Source organism: Crossiella sp. S99.2, assembly GCF_023094165.1.
Classification (GTDB): domain Bacteria; phylum Actinomycetota; class Actinomycetes; order Mycobacteriales; family Pseudonocardiaceae; genus Crossiella.
This window is the reverse complement of sequence record NZ_JALMDK010000002.1, coordinates 594,753-610,653: the sequence shown is the minus strand read 5'-3', so window position 1 is coordinate 610,653 and position 15,901 is coordinate 594,753. Positions and strand designations below refer to the sequence as shown.

At 69.4% G+C, this 15,901-nt stretch carries 11 protein-coding genes; 3 read left to right on the top strand and 8 right to left on the bottom strand.

Annotation, left to right across the window (positions count from 1 at the left end; all coding sequences use genetic code 11):
- Positions 1-61: 61 nt before the first annotated feature.
- Positions 62-802 carry a GNAT family N-acetyltransferase gene (locus MZC64_RS09340; RefSeq protein WP_247762870.1) on the bottom strand — a complete coding sequence of 247 codons (741 nt, stop codon included), beginning with the start codon at positions 800-802 and terminating at the stop codon, positions 62-64.
- Positions 803-1,045: 243 nt separating this feature from the next.
- Here MZC64_RS09340 and MZC64_RS09335 point away from each other — a divergent pair, with 243 nt between their 5' ends.
- The gene (locus MZC64_RS09335) at positions 1,046-1,351 is read left to right on the top strand and encodes a hypothetical protein (RefSeq protein WP_247762868.1); all 306 of its coding nucleotides are present in this window, start codon (positions 1,046-1,048) and stop codon (positions 1,349-1,351) included.
- 9 nt (positions 1,352-1,360) lie between these two features.
- Here the strand turns inward: MZC64_RS09335 and MZC64_RS09330 are convergent, their stop codons facing one another.
- The 3 genes from MZC64_RS09330 to MZC64_RS09320 form a co-directional block, all read right to left on the bottom strand.
- The gene (locus tag MZC64_RS09330; RefSeq protein WP_247763374.1) at positions 1,361-4,504 is read right to left on the bottom strand and encodes a S8 family serine peptidase; all 3,144 of its coding nucleotides are present in this window, start codon (positions 4,502-4,504) and stop codon (positions 1,361-1,363) included.
- Between the two features lie 225 nt (positions 4,505-4,729).
- Positions 4,730-7,981: a S8 family serine peptidase gene (locus MZC64_RS09325; RefSeq protein WP_247762866.1), complete on the bottom strand. Its 3,252-nt coding sequence runs from the start codon at positions 7,979-7,981 to the stop codon at positions 4,730-4,732.
- 159 nt (positions 7,982-8,140) lie between these two features.
- A complete protein-coding gene (locus MZC64_RS09320; protein WP_247762864.1) occupies positions 8,141-8,782 on the bottom strand; it encodes a DUF305 domain-containing protein in 642 nt (213 codons plus the stop codon).
- A 176-nt stretch (positions 8,783-8,958) separates the two neighbouring features.
- Between MZC64_RS09320 and MZC64_RS09315 the strand changes: the two genes are divergently transcribed.
- Both MZC64_RS09315 and MZC64_RS09310 read left to right on the top strand, forming a co-directional pair.
- Entirely contained in the window at positions 8,959-10,356 is a 1,398-nt protein-coding gene (locus MZC64_RS09315; protein WP_247762862.1) for an LVIVD repeat-containing protein, read from the top strand.
- A 427-nt stretch (positions 10,357-10,783) separates the two neighbouring features.
- A complete protein-coding gene (locus MZC64_RS09310) occupies positions 10,784-11,782 on the top strand; it encodes a LacI family DNA-binding transcriptional regulator (protein WP_247763373.1) in 999 nt (332 codons plus the stop codon).
- 265 nt (positions 11,783-12,047) lie between these two features.
- Here MZC64_RS09310 and MZC64_RS09305 read toward each other — a convergent pair whose 3' ends face one another.
- The 4 genes from MZC64_RS09305 to MZC64_RS09290 all read right to left on the bottom strand — a co-directional run bounded on the left by MZC64_RS09305 (position 12,048) and on the right by MZC64_RS09290 (position 15,874).
- Positions 12,048-12,641 carry an HAD family acid phosphatase gene (locus MZC64_RS09305; protein WP_247761627.1) on the bottom strand — a complete coding sequence of 198 codons (594 nt, stop codon included), beginning with the start codon at positions 12,639-12,641 and terminating at the stop codon, positions 12,048-12,050.
- Positions 12,642-12,782: 141 nt separating this feature from the next.
- Entirely contained in the window at positions 12,783-14,660 is a 1,878-nt protein-coding gene (locus tag MZC64_RS09300; RefSeq protein ID WP_247761626.1) for a glycoside hydrolase family 97 protein, read from the bottom strand.
- A 139-nt stretch (positions 14,661-14,799) separates the two neighbouring features.
- Positions 14,800-15,009 carry a DUF397 domain-containing protein gene (locus MZC64_RS09295; RefSeq protein WP_282104991.1) on the bottom strand — a complete coding sequence of 70 codons (210 nt, stop codon included), beginning with the start codon at positions 15,007-15,009 and terminating at the stop codon, positions 14,800-14,802.
- Between the two features lie 16 nt (positions 15,010-15,025).
- Positions 15,026-15,874, bottom strand: coding sequence for a helix-turn-helix transcriptional regulator (locus MZC64_RS09290; protein ID WP_247761624.1), 849 nt, complete (start codon positions 15,872-15,874; stop codon positions 15,026-15,028).
- Positions 15,875-15,901: the final 27 nt, after the last annotated feature.

Below are 15,901 nucleotides of genomic sequence, written 5' to 3'. Positions count from 1 at the left end.
GAGGCTGGCCAGGCGCCCGTCGAGGCTGGCCGGGCGCCGGTCGAGGCTGGCCGGGCACGCGTCAGGGCTGGTCCAGCACGCGGTAGTGATAACGGCTGACGGTGCTGAACCCGGCGCTGGCGTACAACCGCTGCGCGACCGTGTTCTGCGCCATCACCTGCAGGAACGCGTGGGTCGCTCGCCGGTCTGCTGCCCAGTGCAGCAGACCGGCGAGCACCGCGCGGGCCAGGCCCTGGCCGCGGGCCGCGGGATCCACCCACATGCCGAAGATGCCCACCCAGTCCCGCACCAGGGCTCCCCTGGCCAGGGCCTGGCCGTTCAACTCGGCGTAGCCGGCCGGCACCGCGGTCAGGATCTGCTGGGTGATGAACCTGCCCGCCGGTTCGGTCCGGCCGCTTTCCGCCCAGTGCAGGTCCAGCCAGGTCTCGGTGGGCTGATCGGTGACCACGGGCCGTTGGGTCTGCTCGCCCAGGGCTTCCAACGCCGCGGGAATGGGCGCGGTCTGGCCGAAGACCGGGGTGATGATCCGGTAGCCGCGGGCCGCGAGCACCTCGTCCAGGTTGGTCGGTCTGCTGTCCGGGCCGACCTGGAACACGCTGGGCTGGCCGAGCCGGGCGTAGTGCCGTTCGACCTCGGCCAGTGCGGCCTCCAGGTCGGTGGGGGCCTGTTCGGCCAGCACCGAGTTGGACCGGTTGGTCACCCCGCCCGCGGTGCGCACCAGCCAGCCGTCCACCTCGCGGGTGTGCAGGCCCGGCCATGCCTCGGAGGCGAGCCTCCCGAACGAGATCGACTGAGTATGCATGGTTATGGATTTTCATTCATTGCGAACTCGGGTGCAACCGTCTTTCGCCGGGCTTCCGTCCTTGCGGTTGGGACGAGGAGAAGAGGAGTTCGGATGGGTCCGCTCTGCCGGGTCGGTGCTGGGGTGTTCGCGGTCACGGCCGCCCTTGCGCTCGGCTCATGCGGCGCGCGGCCCCAGGCCGGTTCCCCGCCCTCGGCCACGTCCAGTGGTTCGCCCAGTACGCAGGTCAGTAGCGAGTCGCCAGTGCGCAAGCTTGATGAGGGGAAACGCCAGCAGGTGGCCAAGGCCCGTCAGGAGGGCCGGAAGACCATGCTGCTCATGGTGTTCACCGAACCCGGTGCGACCGAGAAGGTCACCACGGGGCTACGCGAACTCGGGGCGACTGTGGAGGTCAGTGACGGTGCGGTCGGTTATCTGCGGGTCGAAGTGCCCCTCGACGCCGTGGAACGAGCCGCCGCGCTGCCCTCTGTCACGTCAGTGGAACTGGATCGGCTGATCCCGCGAGACGACCCCACACCGGGAGTGCAGCCCGGTGTGGGGCCGTCGTGATCAGCCGGTTCAGCCGCTGACGCTACGGACCTCGACCCCGCTGATGGCGGCCACGCCCTCGGCGGTGGTGCGGACCTGGAGTTCACCGCGCAAGGCCCGGCCCGGCGCCAGATCGCTGCGCGCGGTCACCGTGCCCGGCACCGTCCAGGTGCTGCCGCTCGGCCTTGCCTGATCGGTGTCACCTACCTCGACCGCGCCGAGTGAGGGCGCGGCGTAGAGGTCCAGGTAGTCATAGGCCGTGCTGCCGGTGGGCACCGCGTAGCCGTCGATCTCGATCCGCCAGCGCCCGGCCTTCGGGTTGCTGATGGTCACCTTCTCCGTCGCAGTGGGCCCGCCGCTGGACCCGGCCTGCGCGCAGGCGCCGCTGGAGCAGTCGAAGACCAGCAGGTCCAGGTCGGCGCCGGGGTCGGCCGGGTTGCCGGTGCGCACGGTGAGCGTGGAGGTGCCCTCGGGCAGGGTCACCTCGTAACTCTGCTGGGTGCCCGCGGCGATGCTGGGCCGCAGCGTGCGCGCACTGCCCAGCGGCCCGCCGGCCAGCCGCCCGGTGAACGCCGCCATGGTGCTGTGCAGCGCGTACTCCCTGGGCACCGGCTGCCCGAGCGGCGCGGTGGCCAGCACGTCCGGATCCGGCTGGACCTTGATCGCCAGCGCGGCCACGGTCACGGTGAACGGGGCGGTGAGCGCGTCGGAGGTGCGCCGGGCGTCGGCGACGATCTCCCACACCCCCGGTTGCGGCGCGAGCACCGTGCGACTGCTCGGCGAGCCGGTGGGACAACCACCGCCGCCGTCTGGGAGGTAGCAGAACCGGGAACCGGTCTCCTCGTACGGCTGACCGGTGGGGGTGAAGGGCAGGAACCGCAACTGTCCCTTGCCCGGTGCGCCGCCACCGGCGAAATCGATCTTCAGCCCGGTGCTGCCCGCGGGCACCCTGACGAAGGTGGAGCGGGTGCTGTTGCGACCGGCCTCGCCGTCGGCACTGGCGGTGAAACCGTTGGCGGCGTTGAGTTCCAGCGGCGCGAACACCGAGTTGAGGGTGAACAGGTCGATGCCGGGGGTCATCGGGTTGTCGATGCGCAGCAGCGCGGAATGCGCGCCCGCGGTGCGCGGGGTGATCCGCACCGCCAGGGTGACCGGCTGGTTCAGCGGCAGCCGGATGCTGCTCGCCGAGCTGAAAGTGCCGTCGTTGCCGAGCCATTCCACCTTGTGCCAGGCCCGGTTCGCCGATCCGGTGGTGCGGGTCAGCGTGTAGGCGCGGGTGTAACCCACACCGATCTGGACGCCCTCGCGGTCGTGGATGCCAACGCCCACATCGGGTTTGGCCAGCTGTCCGGACAGGACGGTCTTGACCGGGACCTCGGCCTTGATCACCTCCGGCGCCGGATCCCGTTGCAGGGCGGCGAAAGCGGCCGGGACGTCCATCAGTCCGGCGCCCTGTTCGTAGGCGCCCAGGTTCGGCAGGAAGCGGGCGGTGGAGTAGATCGCGTTGCGCAGCAAAGCCGGATCGGGCCGGGCTCCGCCGCGTGCGGCCTTGTGCGCGCCGATCAGCAGTGCCGCGCCGCCGGTGGCCTGCGGGGAGGCCATCGAGGTGCCGTTGAACATCGAGTACCCGGCGGGCAGCGGATAGGTGCCGGCGATCGGACTGGGCGTTTGCCATGGTGGCACAGTAGAAATCGCCGCGCCGGGGGCGATGATGTTCGGCTTGAATCCGCCGTTCTCCGCCGGTCCGCGGGAGGAGAACGGGTGCAGGCCCTGCTTGGCCGAGACCACGGATCCGTAGTCGGCGAGCCAGGTCTCGGCGGTGATCGAGGAGCCCACGCTGACCGCGTCCGCGGCCACCGAGGGGTCGCCCACGGTGTTCGCGCCCGCGCCCTCGTTGCCGGCGGAGATGAAGAGCTGGACCTTGTACTCGGCGATGGTGCGGTTGTAGAGCGCGGCGCGGGCGTTGTCGCCGTCGTTGAGACCGGGCAGGCCGCCGATGGAGATGTTGACAACGTCCGCGCCGTTGCGCGCGGCGTAGAGCACGCCGTCGACCAGGCCGCTGGAGGTGCAGGCCACAGTGGCCAGGCAGGCCTTGACCGAGATGAGCTTCGCCCCCGGCGCGCCACCGGCCATGGCCCCGCCGAAGAGCTTGTTGCCGGCCGCGATGCCCGCCACGTGCGAGCCGTGCGCGGCGCTGGCGATGCCCAGGCTCACATACGGCGTGGCCTTGCCGTCGTAGGTCGAGCGGTCGGTCTGCACCACGAAGGCGACCCGGTCCAGCACCGGTGTCTGCGGCCGGTCCTGGCCGAAGTGGCCGATGTCGTGCTTGACCTTGTAGTCGGTCATCGGCGTCTCGTCGGTGAAGTCGCCGTCGCCGTCGAGGTCGACCCGGACCTGTTTGCCGACCGTGTCCTGCAGCACGCCCCAGGAGTCGGCGCGGTCGCCGTCCCGGTTGACATCGCCGCCGATCTCACTGTCCTTCGCGCCCAAGTCCTGCGCGATTTCCCGGAACAGGCCAAAGGAGAACGGCCCACCGGTGGTGGGTGCGGACCAGTCCCGGTCGGCGGCGTTGAACTGTCCATTGTGGAGCTTGGTGGACATCTCCACCCAGGTGCCGTCGCCGGAAGTCGGCGAGTTCGCGGTGTGCCAGTCCACGATCTTGCGCTCACCGGTGCTGGTGGTGGCCAGCGCCGGGTGGTCCAGATCGACGCCGGAGTCCAGGATGGCGATGGTGGTGCCCCGGCCGTCGGCGGCGAAGCCGGGCGCGCCGATGTCCCTGGTGGGCAGGTAGGGGTTGTCGCGTGGGGTCGCGGGGCCGGGCGCGGGCTGCGGGATCGGCTGCTCGGCTCCGTCCGGCCGCGGATTCTCCCGGCGCACCAGGTGATCCACGTCCACCGCCTTGACCGAGGCCAGCCGGGCCGCCCGCTCGGCGTGCCCGGCCGGCAACTCGACTTTGAGGTACCCCACCGCGGGCTCACTCGCCCGCACCACCCCGCCCAGCTCCCGCAACTCGGCCTCGGCGTCCCCGGCCCGCCCGGTCTCGGCGGCGACCAGCAACGTGACCGTGGCCCGCCCGGCGCCGCGCGCCTCGGCGATCCGGCCGCGATCGGCCTTGTCCAGCTGTTTGACCGGGCCGGGCGGCGCTGCGGTCGCGGGCAGCGCGGTGAGACCCATCGCGGCCAGGACCGAGCAGACGAGCAGGAGCACCGCGCCGGGATGACGCGGCAGGCGAAGCGGTGTGGTCACGGCGGCACCCTTCGTGCGGACGATCAGCGGAGCATCGGTCGCACGGTATCCACAATGGACGGTTTCGGCGCTTTGAAACCGGGGCAGGGCTGGAAAACAACGAGACCCCGTCCGGGAGTGCAGCCCGGACGGGGTCTTCGTTCATTCAGTTGGTCAGCCGGTCACGGCCTGGATCTGCACGGCGCCGCGGCCGACGGTCACCTTGTCGGCGGTCTGCACCAGCAGGTCGCCGCGCAGGTGCCGGCCCGCACCGGGCTGGCCGCTGACGTTGATCTTCGCGGGGACGGTCCAGCTGGTGCCCGCCGCGTGCGCGGCGTCCGTGTCGGTCGCCGTGATGTTGCCCAGGGCTGCCGCGACGAAGGAGTCGAGGTAGTCATAGGCCGTGCTGCCCGCGGGCACCGAGTAGCCGTCGATCACCACACGCCACTTGCCCGCGGCGGGGCTGGCGATCGTGACCGACTCCTCCGAGTCGCCGTCGGCGCTGGCCGCCGCGTCCACGCAGCTGCCGGTGGTGCAGTTCTGGACGGTGAGGTCCAGGTCGGCGGCGGCGTCCGCGGTGTTGCCGATGGTGGCGGTGAAGCTGGTCGCGCCCGCCGGGACCGTGACGTCGTACTGCTGGGACGTCAGGTTGGCGATGCTCGGCCGGTCGGTCTTCGCGCTGGCCAGGGTGCCGCCGACGAGCTTGCCGGTGAAGCCGGCCAGGTTGTTGGCGACGCTGTACTGGCGCTCCAGCGGGGTGCCGATGGCGGCCGTGGGGATCACGTCCGGGTTCGGGGTGATCTTGGTGCCCAGGACCTCGGCGGTGACCGAGTACGGGGCGACCTTCACATCCGAGGTCCGGCGGGCCTCGATGATGATCTCCCACACGCCGGGCTGCGGGTTGGTGATGGTGCGGCTGTTCGGGGTGCCGCCCGAGCAACCCGCGCCCGCGTCCGGGTTGTAGCAGTTGGTGGTCGAGGTGACATCCCTCGGCACACCGGTCGGGTCGTAGCGCAGGAAACGCACCTGGCCCTTGCCCGCGGCGCCGCCGGCGGCCAGGTCAATCTTGAGTGCGCTGGCGCCCTGGGGCACCCGCACGAAGACCGACTTGGCCTGGTTGCGGCCGATCTCACCGGTGGAGCTGACCTTGTACCCGGCCGCGGCGGTGAAGTCCTGGGCGGCGAAGACCGCGGCCAGGCCCTGGGAGTCGATGCCGGGGGTGGCCGGGTTGTCCAGGCGCAGCAGCGCGGAGTGCGCGCCAGCCGACTTCGGGTTGACCTTGACCTCGAACTTGACCGGGGTGTTCAGCGGGAGCTGCACCGACCGCGCCGAGGTGAAGGTGCCGTCGTTGCCGACCCAGTCCACCGAGTAGCGGTGGTTGCCGGCCGCGCCAGTGGTGCGGGTCAGGGTGTAGGTCCTGGTGTACGCCTTGCCGACGGTCACGCCCTCGCGGTCGTGGATGCCGACGCCGAAGCCCGGCTTGGCCAGCTGGCCTTCCAGCGAGGTGTCCACCTCGACCTCGGTGCGCACCGTGTCGGTGGCCGATCCGCGCTGCAGCGCGAAGAACGCGCCCCAGACGTCGAACTTGCCCGCGCCCTGCTCGTAGGCGCCCAGGTTCGGCAGGAACTTGGCGCTGGAGTAGATCGCGTTGCGCAGCTGGGCCGGCGTCGGACGCTGCCCGCCGTGGGTGGCCTTGTACGCGCTGAGCAGCAGCGCGGCCGCGCCGGTGGCCTGCGGGGAGGCCATCGAGGTGCCGTTGAACATCGAGTACCCGGCGGGCAGCTGGAAGGTGCCGGCGGTCGGGCCGGGAGCCTGCCAGCGCAGCGTGGTGGAGATCGCCGAGCCGGGCGCGATGATGTTCGGCTTGAAGCCGCCGTCCTCGGCCGGTCCGCGCGAGGAGAACGGGTGCAGGCCCTCCTTGGCCGCGGCCTCCGAGCCGTAGTTGCTCAGCCAGGTCGCCGCGGTGATCGAGGAGCCCACGCTGACCGCGTCGGTGGCCACCGAGGGGTCGCCGACGGTGTTCGCGCCCGCGCCGCTGTTGCCTGCCGAGATGAAGATCTGCATCTTGTACTCGGCGATGGTGCGGTTGTAGAGCGCGGCCCGCGCGTTGTTGCCGTCGTTGAGACCGGGCAGTCCGCCGATGGAGATGTTGATGACGTCCGCGCCGTTCTTGGCCGCGTACAGCACGCCGTCGAGCAGACCGCTGGAGGTGCAGCCGGGGCTGGACAGGCAGGCCTTGATCGAGATCAGCTTCGCGCCCGGCGCGCCGCCGGCGATGTTGCCGCCGAGCAGCTTGTGCCCGGCCGCGATGCCGGCCACGTGCGAACCGTGCGAACCGGAGGCGATGCCCAGGCTGACGTACGGGGTGCCGCCGATGTCGTAGATCGAGCGGTCGGTCTGCACCACGAAGGCCATCCGCTCAACGATGTTGGCGGTCTCGGCCTTGTCCGTGCCGAAGTACTGCACGTCCTGCTTGACCTTGTAGTCGATCATCACCTTGTCGTTGGTGAAGTCGCCGTCGCCGTTGAGGTCGACCCGGACCTCCTTGGTGACGATGTCCTGCAGCACGCCCCAGGAGTCGGCGCGGTCGCCGTCCCGGTTGACGTCGCCGCCGATCTCGCTGCCCGCCGCGCCCAGGTCCTGCGCGGTCTCCTTGAACAGGCCGAAGGAGTACGGGCCACCCGCGCTGGGCGCGGTCCACTCGCGGCCGGCCTCGGTGAACTTGCCGGTGCGGCCGGTCTTGGTCATCGCGACCCAGGTGCCGTCGCCGGAAGTCGGCGAGTTCGCGGTGTACCAGTCCACGATCTTGCGCTCACCGGTGCTGGTGGTGGCCAGCGCCGGGTGGTCCAGATCAACACCGGAGTCCAGGACCGCGATGGTGGTGCCGCGGCCGTCCCAGAACGGCAGCGTCTGCCCGAACTGCGCGGCGCCGATGTCGCCGGTGGGCATGTACGGGTTGACCCGAGGGGTCTTGGCGTCTGGCGCCTTCTGCGGCAGCGGCTGCACCGCGCCGTTGGGCTGCGGACGCGGGTCGTCGACCGGGATGACCGCGTCGACGTCGATGGCGTCCACCGACTTCAGCTTCGCGACCTGTTCGGCCTTCTCCCGCGGCACGGAGACCTTGACGTAGTCCACGCTCTTCTCGGTGGACTCCACGACGCCGCCAAGCGAGCGCAGGTCCGCGACGGCCTTGTCGGTGTGGCCCTTGGCCGCGGCCACCAGCAGGGTCACGTTCTGCTTGCCCTCGCGGGCGGCCTCGGCCAGGAGTTCCCGGTCACGCTTGTCGAGCTGTTTGTCCGCCTGAGGCGGGTTCTGTTGCGGTGCCGCCGAAGCGGGCGCGGCCAAGCCGAACGCGGCGGTGCCCAGCGCTGCGGCCAGCACGGCCGCGGCAGGCGCACGCCAGCGGCGGGTGGAGGGGTTGGTCACGGCTGATCCCTTCTTGGGAACGATGCCCAAGAGCAGAACCCGCCGTCCCAGGAAGTTCAATGGCGCAAACGGACCACTCAATACTGTTCAATACAGTCCATTATGGACGTTAGCCGTCCCACATAACGGTTGTGCGTCAAGGCTTCCGCCGGAAACGGTTCAGAACCGCATTTCCCGCATCCGCTTGATCTCCGCGGTCTGGGTGGCGATGACGTCCTGGGCCATCTCCTCCACGAAGATGTCGTGCCCGGTGGCGAGCACGTCGTTGGCCATCTTCACCGCGCCCTCGTGGTGGGCGATCATCAAGCGCACGAACAGCTTGTCGAAGTCCGCGCCCCTGCTGTTCTTGAGCCGGACCATGTCCGCGAAGGAGGCCATCCCCGGCATGGCCGCGTCACCGTGTCCGCCATGCGCTTCCGGCACCGGTTTCTTGTTCCGCTGCAGATAGGCCGACATGGCCTGGATCTCCGGGGCCTGCGCACTGTCGATCCGCGCGGCCAGCCCGCGCACGTCCTGGTGCTGGGCGCGTTCCGGGACCAGCGCGGTCATCTCCAGCGCCTGCCGGTGATGCGGAATCATCATCGAGACATAGCGGAAATCGGCATCACCGGGCGGCCGTTCGGCCAGCGGCGGCATGCTCGACAAGGTTTTCGCCGGCTCCCCCGGCCTGCCCGGCGCGATCACCGGCACCTGCCCGGTGGCCTCCGGCGGCGCACCCTCCGTGCCGTTGCCGGTACAGGCAGTGAGCGACAAGGCGGCAAACGCCGCGAGGACACCGGTTTTCCAGGGCAGACGGCTCACGACCAGCGACGCTACCTGGGCGTCCGCCTGCTGGGAACCTGGAAAAACTGTGTGCAGCGGGGGGCAAAAGGCTGTTTCCTAACCGAAAGCACACGTAGATACTGCACAGATCCAGCCGTCACGCGATGGGAGCTTTGAGGGTGGCGTCTACCCAACGCACTACGCGCCGTTTACTGATGGTGCTGTCCGGAGCGGCGCTCGTCGCCGCCTCCACGCTCGCCGGCTCGCCCGCTGTGGCAGCCGAGCCGACCGACGGCATCCCCGGCGTTGACCAGATCGTCAGCAGCAGGAACATGAAGCAGGTCGCGAACCTGCCGAAGGAAGGGCCGTTCGCACCGGAGAACGCGCTCGGCACCGACCTGGCCTTCCAGGGCGACTACGCCTTCGTGGGCAACTACAACGGATTCGACATCTTCGACATCCGCCGTCCGGCGAAGCCGAAGCGCGTCGCCCAGGTGCTCTGCCCGGGTGGGCAGAACGACGTCTCGGTGCACGGGAACCTGCTGTTCCTGTCCACCGACTCCTCCCGCAGCAACGACTCCTGCGAGAACGTGAGCCAGCCGGCCACGGTCAAGGAGTCCTGGGAGGGCGTGAAGATCTTCGACATCAGCGATGTCCGCAACCCGAAGTACGTCGCCTCGGTGGAGAACGACTGCGGGTCGCACACGCACACCTTGGTGCCCGAGAAGGGCAACAAGAACGTGTACCTGTACAGCTCCTCCTACGGTCCGTCGGCGAGCTTCCCGGACTGCAAGCCGCCGCACGACAAGATCTCCATCGTGAAGGTGCCGGTGCGCAACCCGGCGGCCGCCTCGGTGATCTCCGCGCCGGTGCTGTTCCCGGACGGTGGCAACCCCGGTGGTAGCCCCGGCACCAACCCGAACCTGTCCGCGACCTCGGGCTGCCACGACATCACCGTCTACCCCAAGCTGGACCTGGCGGCGGGCGCGTGCATGGGCGATGGCATCCTCTTCGACATCTCCAACCGGGAGAAGCCGAGGGTGATCGAGCGGGTGCGCGATGACGTGAACTTCGCGTTCTGGCACTCCGCGACCTTCAACAACCGCGGCGACAAGGTCGTCTTCACCGACGAGCTGGGCGGCGGCGGCGGTGCCACCTGCAACGCGGCCACCGGCGACAAGCGCGGCGCGAACGGCGTCTACGACATCGTGGGCAAGGGCGACAAGCGCAAGCTGGTCTTCCGCAGCTACTACAAGATCCCGCGGCCGCAGAAGGACACCGAGAACTGCGTGGCGCACAACGGCTCGCTGATCCCGGTTCCCGGCAAGGACATCATGGTCCAGGCCTGGTACCAGGGCGGCGTGTCGGTGTGGGACTTCACCGACTCCAGCAAGCCCAAGGAGATCGGGTTCTGGGAGCGCGGTCCGCTCTCGGACACCCAGCTCAAGACCGGCGGCTCCTGGTCGGCCTACTGGTACAACGGTTACATCTACTCCTCGGACATCCAGAAGGGCTTCGACGTCCTCCGGCTCGACGACTGGCGCACCGACTTGGCGAAGTTCCAGCACTTCGACGAGCTGAACGTGCAGACCCAGGGTCGTTACTTCGGCTGATGTCCTAACTCGACACACCCGGCGGGGGTGTCGCATTCTTGCCAACCAGGCGAGGGTGCGGCACCCCCGTTGTCGCGTTCCGGGACAGAAACCGATTGCCTACAACAGCTTCCCTAAACCATCAGTGTTGCCGAATGTCGTGCGGGGAGCCTGTTCGGAGTAGCGTCCGGCGTCCAGGAGTTCCACTTTTATCGAGCTTGCACCAGTTGACTGCGGCCGTTCGGGTGGGGATCACCGAGACACCTGGACAGCCCACACTCAGCAGCCGTCAAACCCCCTAGAGTGACGGCTGTACCGGAGGGGGTTCAAGGGGGTTGGAGTGGTAACTCGGCCAGAGGCCGCTGGCTGGCGGCCAGTGGCAGTTTCGCCCGGCGCGTCCTTGTCCCTCACTCGAAGTCGGCGGCGTGATCGTCCGACCTTGCGCGAGGTGGCGGCGGCGGCCGGGGTGGATGTGTCGACAGCCTCGCGGCTGTTGCGGGGACAGGACACCGCCTATCGGGCGGAGACACGGCAGCGGGTGCTCGACGCGGCCGAAGCGCTCGGGTATCGCCCGAACGCACAGGCACGCGCGCTGCGTTTGCAACGACAGCAGGCCATTGGTTTGCTCGTGCCCGACCTGGACAATTTCGGCTTCACGCAGATAATGCGGGGCGTCCAGGAAGTGGCGACCGAGCAGGACTACACGCTGATGGTGGTCGAGGCGGGCAGCGGCGAAGGCGCGGGCAACGCTTACGACAAGCTCGGGCTCGAAGGCAAGGTGGACGGCGTGCTGGTGGCCTTCGCCAGCGTCGACGACCCGAACATCCAGGAGTGGGCCTCCCGCGAGCACCTGCCCATGGTGCTCGTGCAGCGCGGCACCCCCGGCTACCCGGCCGCGGTGGTGATGGACGAGGTGCGCAACGTCTCGATCATGGTCGATCACCTGGTGGAACTGGGGCACCGGCGAATCGGTCATGTCAGCGGCCCACTGCGCACCGACACCGGCCTGCGGCGACGCCAAGGTTTCGCCGCGGCCATGCGGTCGCACGGGCTCACCGTGCGCCCGGAATGGATCTGCGACGGCAACTTCCACTGGCGGGGCGGCCACCAGGCAGCCCTGCACATCCTGGACGCGCCGGCCGCCCAACGGCCGACCGCCCTGGTGGTGGCCAACCTGCTGAGTGCCCTCGGCACTCTCAGCGCAGCCCGTGAGCTGGGCCTGTCCGTGCCGCACGATCTGAGCGTGATCGCCATCGACGAGCACATCGTCGCGGCGCACACCGACCCTCCCCTGACCGCGGTGAAGACGCCGCAACGGGAGCTGGGCCGTGCCTCGGCACACATGTTGTTGCAGGTGCTCCAGGGGAACCGGCCCAGCAAGCTGGTGCTCCCCACGCCGCCGGAGCTGGTGGTGCGGGCTTCCACCGCACCGGCGCCGTCGGCGTAAGCAGGACCAAGCAAGCGCGAACATTCGTGGGCGCCACCGGGTCAGGGTGGCGCCCACGTTTGTGAGTTCACACCGCCCACTTGTTGCGAAACAGGCGTGGCGCGCAGCGACACGGCGGGCCTTTCACCAGCGGCGGGGTACCGATTTTTCGCGTTGCCTTGTCGTGTGCCCGACGCATCCGAAGCTTGCTTCGCGTGCGGCGGGTACACGACGAGGCGACTTAGAGCGAAAAATCCAGCGTGCGGAGCACGCCAATCGATACAGCTCAGTCCAGGGCGCCGTTGTAGTCCGGGAGTTTGAAGGTGCGTTCGGCGTGGCCGCCTGTCAGGTCCCAGGTGTTGTTGCCGACGTTGGCGACGATGGTGTAGCCCTGCTTCTCGATGGCGATGCGGGCGTCGGTCTTGACCTTCTCGGTCGGGTCGAAGTTGAACCAGGGGCGCAGGTACAGGCCGTCCACGGCGTAGCCGACCCGCTTGAGGTTGTCCTCGGTGGGCAGGCCCAGCAGGTATGGGCGGTTGGTGACGAAGAAGATCGACGCGCCCTGTTGCCTGGCCCGCTTGGCCGCGGCCAGCACCGGCGGGATGGCCGGGGTGGGGATGCCGAAGTTGTAGGCGGTCTCCAGCGTGGTGTTGTCGATGTCGAAGACCACGGCCTTCTTGCCGCCGCCGGGCAGCCTGCTGTCGAGGTAGGCGCTGAGCTGGGTGGTCACCGCGGTGACGTCCCGGATCCAGGTCTCGTACGGGGGCTTGTCCGCCGCGACCCGGGCCGGGGCAGTGGGGGCGGCCAGCGCCGCGGGCGCGCCCAGGCCCAGGGCCGCCACCGTGATCATCCCGACCAGGGCGGATCGCAGAACCCGCATGTCGCCTCCTCGCAGTCAGCGCGCTGTCGTCACGCGCCCGGCAAGTGCAGTGCAGGCGCGTGACGACAGCGTGACCGCGAGGTTTACCGGTCGGTAGCACCGAACGGCGGTAACGCGAACTGTCTTCGGGAAATCCGGCGGTCAGCTCGCCGGGCGCAGCCGGACGACGTAGCCCCCGTTCTTGGCCACCGGCACCGACAGGGTGCTGTCCCGACTCACCCGCTGGCTGGTGCGGGCGATCTTGCCTTCGGGGCCGTCGCCGTAGATCTCGGCCGTCCACTCGCCCGCGGGCAGGAAGGACAGCGCCGCGTCCACGTTGCGACCCTCTCCGGCCAGCGCCGCGCCCACGTACCACTCGCCGCCGGCGCGCCGGGCGAACACCGCGTGCTTGCCCGGGTCGCCGTCGACCAGCTTGGTCTCGTCCCAGGCCGCCGGGACCGAGCGCAGCAGCTCCTCGGCCAGGGGTTGCTTGGCGTAGTTCTCCGGGCTGTCCGCGAAGTGCTGCACGCCGGACTCGAAGACCACGGACAGGGCCAGCTCACCGGCGTCGGAGTTGGGCCGCACCCCGCTGAAGGTCACCGGGGTGAAGTCCATCGAGCCGGTCAGGTTCCGGGTGAACGGCAGGGTCAGGTAGTGCTCGATCGGGAACGGCTCGCGTCCCGGCCGCGGTTTGGTGCCCTCCGCGCCCTTGACCGCCTCCACCGTCATCACGTGCGGCCAGGTGCGCTCGGTGCCCCGCGGGATCGGCGCCCCGTGGAAGTTGAGCATCAGCTTGTACTTGGCCGCGGCCGCGAAGACCAGATCGTACCAGCGCATCCGGTCCTGGCCGTCGGACTCGACGAAGTCGATCTTCAGGCCGACCACGCCCCAGTCCTGGTACCGCTTGAACAGCCGTTCCAGCTCGCTGGGGGTGTCGATGGTCTGCCAGCGCACCCACAGCCAGGTGTCCACGTTGCGCGCCTTGGAATAGGCGACCAAGTCCGGGATCCAGGCGTCCGCCCAGCCCGAGTCGACCAGGTTGTACTCCCAGCCCTGCTTGCTCGCGTAGTCCACGTAGCGCTTCTGCAGGTTCAGATCGCCGGTGCCCAGCGCCCACCAGGACCAGGCCGCGACGCCGGGCTTGATCCAGGAGGTGTCCGCGATCTTGGACGGCGGGGCCAGATCGGTGATCAGGTCGCTTTCGGTCACCGTGGCCAGATCGCCGACCACCATGGTCCGCCAGGGTGTGGCCAGCGGGCCGTTGCTCACCTCGGCCGGATCCGGCAGCACCAGCTTGAAGCGCCGGTCGGCCGGGTCCAGCCGCACCCGCGAGCCGCCGTAGCGACCGTCCACATCGGACTCGGCCAGCAGCAGCCAGCTGTCGCCGACCTTGAACAGCGAGGGGTAGCCGTACTCGGTGGCCTCGGCCTGGGCCACGCTGCTGTGCTTGTGCGCCGACTCGTAGTCCCCGCGCCCGTTGTCGAAGGGCAGCAGGAAGGAGTCCGCGGCGGCGGGCACGGCGAACTCCGATGCCTCCCCGACCACGGTCACCCACTTCGGCCCGGCGAGCACGTAGCGGTAGGCCACGCCGTCGGCGGAAACCCGGACCACCACGTCGATCCGCTGGCCGTCCTTGGTGAAGCGCAAGGTGGTCTCGGCCGCGTCCGTGCTGTGCTCGCGGCGCTTGCCCACGCTGGTGGTGTACTTCTCCTGCACCGCGCGCTGGCTGAGGCCGGTGAACCGCAGGCCGCTGGTGAAGTCCGCGTGCGCGGTCTCCACCCCCAGCGCGGACGGTTCCAGCACGGTGGTCGCACCCCGGCGCACGGTCAGCTTCAGCCTGCCGTCCGCGCCCAGGTCCAGCTCGGCCGACGGGGCCGCGGCCGCGCCTGGCACGGAGCGGGCGCCGGGCGCGGTGAGCTGCCAGTTCGTCGCGGTGCCCGCACTGCCGATCGCGGGCAGGCTGAGCGTGACCGCGCTACCGGCCAGCACACAGACCAGCGCGACCCTGGCGCCGCGGCGAGGCGGCGATTGTCGTCTCATCGTGCGTTCCCTCCCAGATACCTGGCGGCAGGCACTCCGAGTCAACCCGGTCGCGTGAAGTACTCCTGTATACGTTTTCAGCCTTCGTATGAAGGGAGGGCGGCCGACCGTGTCGACCGCCCTCGCCCGCCGGCTGCGACTAGACCAGGTCGAAGGACCCGGCCAGCAGTGTCGACTGGAAGGTGCCCCACGCGCCGGGGGTGAACACCAGGGCGGGACCACTGGCGTTCTTGGAGTCCCGCACGCCGACGACGTCCGGAACGACAGCGACCTCCACGCACTGGCCGCCATTGCCACTACTGCGACTGGAGGTGCGCCAGGTGGCATGGAAAAGGTCGGAGGACAACATACTGACCCCTATTTACTCAGAATTCACTTACTGCCTGTTCGATGACCGCGACAGACTCGGCCGGGCCGAGTGCCAACGCTTGCAGGCGGTCGAACGCGAGCTTATACACGTCCAAATCCGCGGCTTCATCGAGATAGGCAGCCGAGGTCAGATCCTCCAGATACACCAGCGTAGGAGCTGGTTCGTCCGGAAAACGGAGCATGGTGAAGGTGAATCCGATGGCCGCGTGCGCCCCGGACCGGAAAGGCAGCACCTGGATGGTGACGTTGGGTCGCCGCTGGACCGCCACCAGAAATGCGAGTTGTTCTCGCATAATCGCCGGACCGCCCACCATCCGGCGGACCGCGGCCTCGCTCATGATGAGGTTCAGTCGCTGAGGGTCACCACTGAGCAGCCGGGCCTGCCGCTCCGCGCGCACCCGCACCAGCCGTTCCACCTGCTCCTCGGCCAGCTCCGGGCTGACCGCGGCGATCACCGCCCTGGTGTATGCCTCGGTCTGCAGCACGCCGGTGATCAACTCGGCCTCGTAGACCCGCATCTCGCAGGCGGCCGACTCCAGGCCGACGAAGGTGCGGAACCAGTCCGGCACCGCCTTGCCATAGCGCGACCACCAGCCGCGTTTCTTCGCCTCGGCCGCGATGACCAGCAAAGACGCCGACAGTTCGGCGGGTGCGGCATAGCGCTCCAGCAGCCGCTCCAGCTCGGCCCGCTTCACCGCGACGTTGCCCAGTTCGATCTTGGTGATCTTGGACAGCGAGCAGGCGAGCAGCTCGGCCGCGCTCTCCCGGTCCACGCCCGCGGACTCACGCAACCGGCGCAGTTCCGCGCCGACATGCCTGCGGCGCACCGTGGGGCTCTCGGCCATGAGGGGCCTCCTCGTCAACCTCCGGCA

Coding starts and splice junctions, on each gene's coding strand:
- MZC64_RS09330 (WP_247763374.1), bottom strand. CDS start 4,504: ATGGGTCTCACCGCGCTGCCCGCGACCGCAGCGCCGCCCGGCCCGGTC.
- MZC64_RS09290 (WP_247761624.1), bottom strand. CDS start 15,874: ATGGCCGAGAGCCCCACGGTGCGCCGCAGGCATGTCGGCGCGGAACTG.
- MZC64_RS09315 (WP_247762862.1), top strand. CDS start 8,959: ATGGTGCTGTCCGGAGCGGCGCTCGTCGCCGCCTCCACGCTCGCCGGC.
- MZC64_RS09300 (WP_247761626.1), bottom strand. CDS start 14,660: ATGAGACGACAATCGCCGCCTCGCCGCGGCGCCAGGGTCGCGCTGGTC.
- MZC64_RS09305 (WP_247761627.1), bottom strand. CDS start 12,641: ATGCGGGTTCTGCGATCCGCCCTGGTCGGGATGATCACGGTGGCGGCC.
- MZC64_RS09340 (WP_247762870.1), bottom strand. CDS start 802: ATGCATACTCAGTCGATCTCGTTCGGGAGGCTCGCCTCCGAGGCATGG.
- MZC64_RS09295 (WP_282104991.1), bottom strand. CDS start 15,009: ATGTTGTCCTCCGACCTTTTCCATGCCACCTGGCGCACCTCCAGTCGC.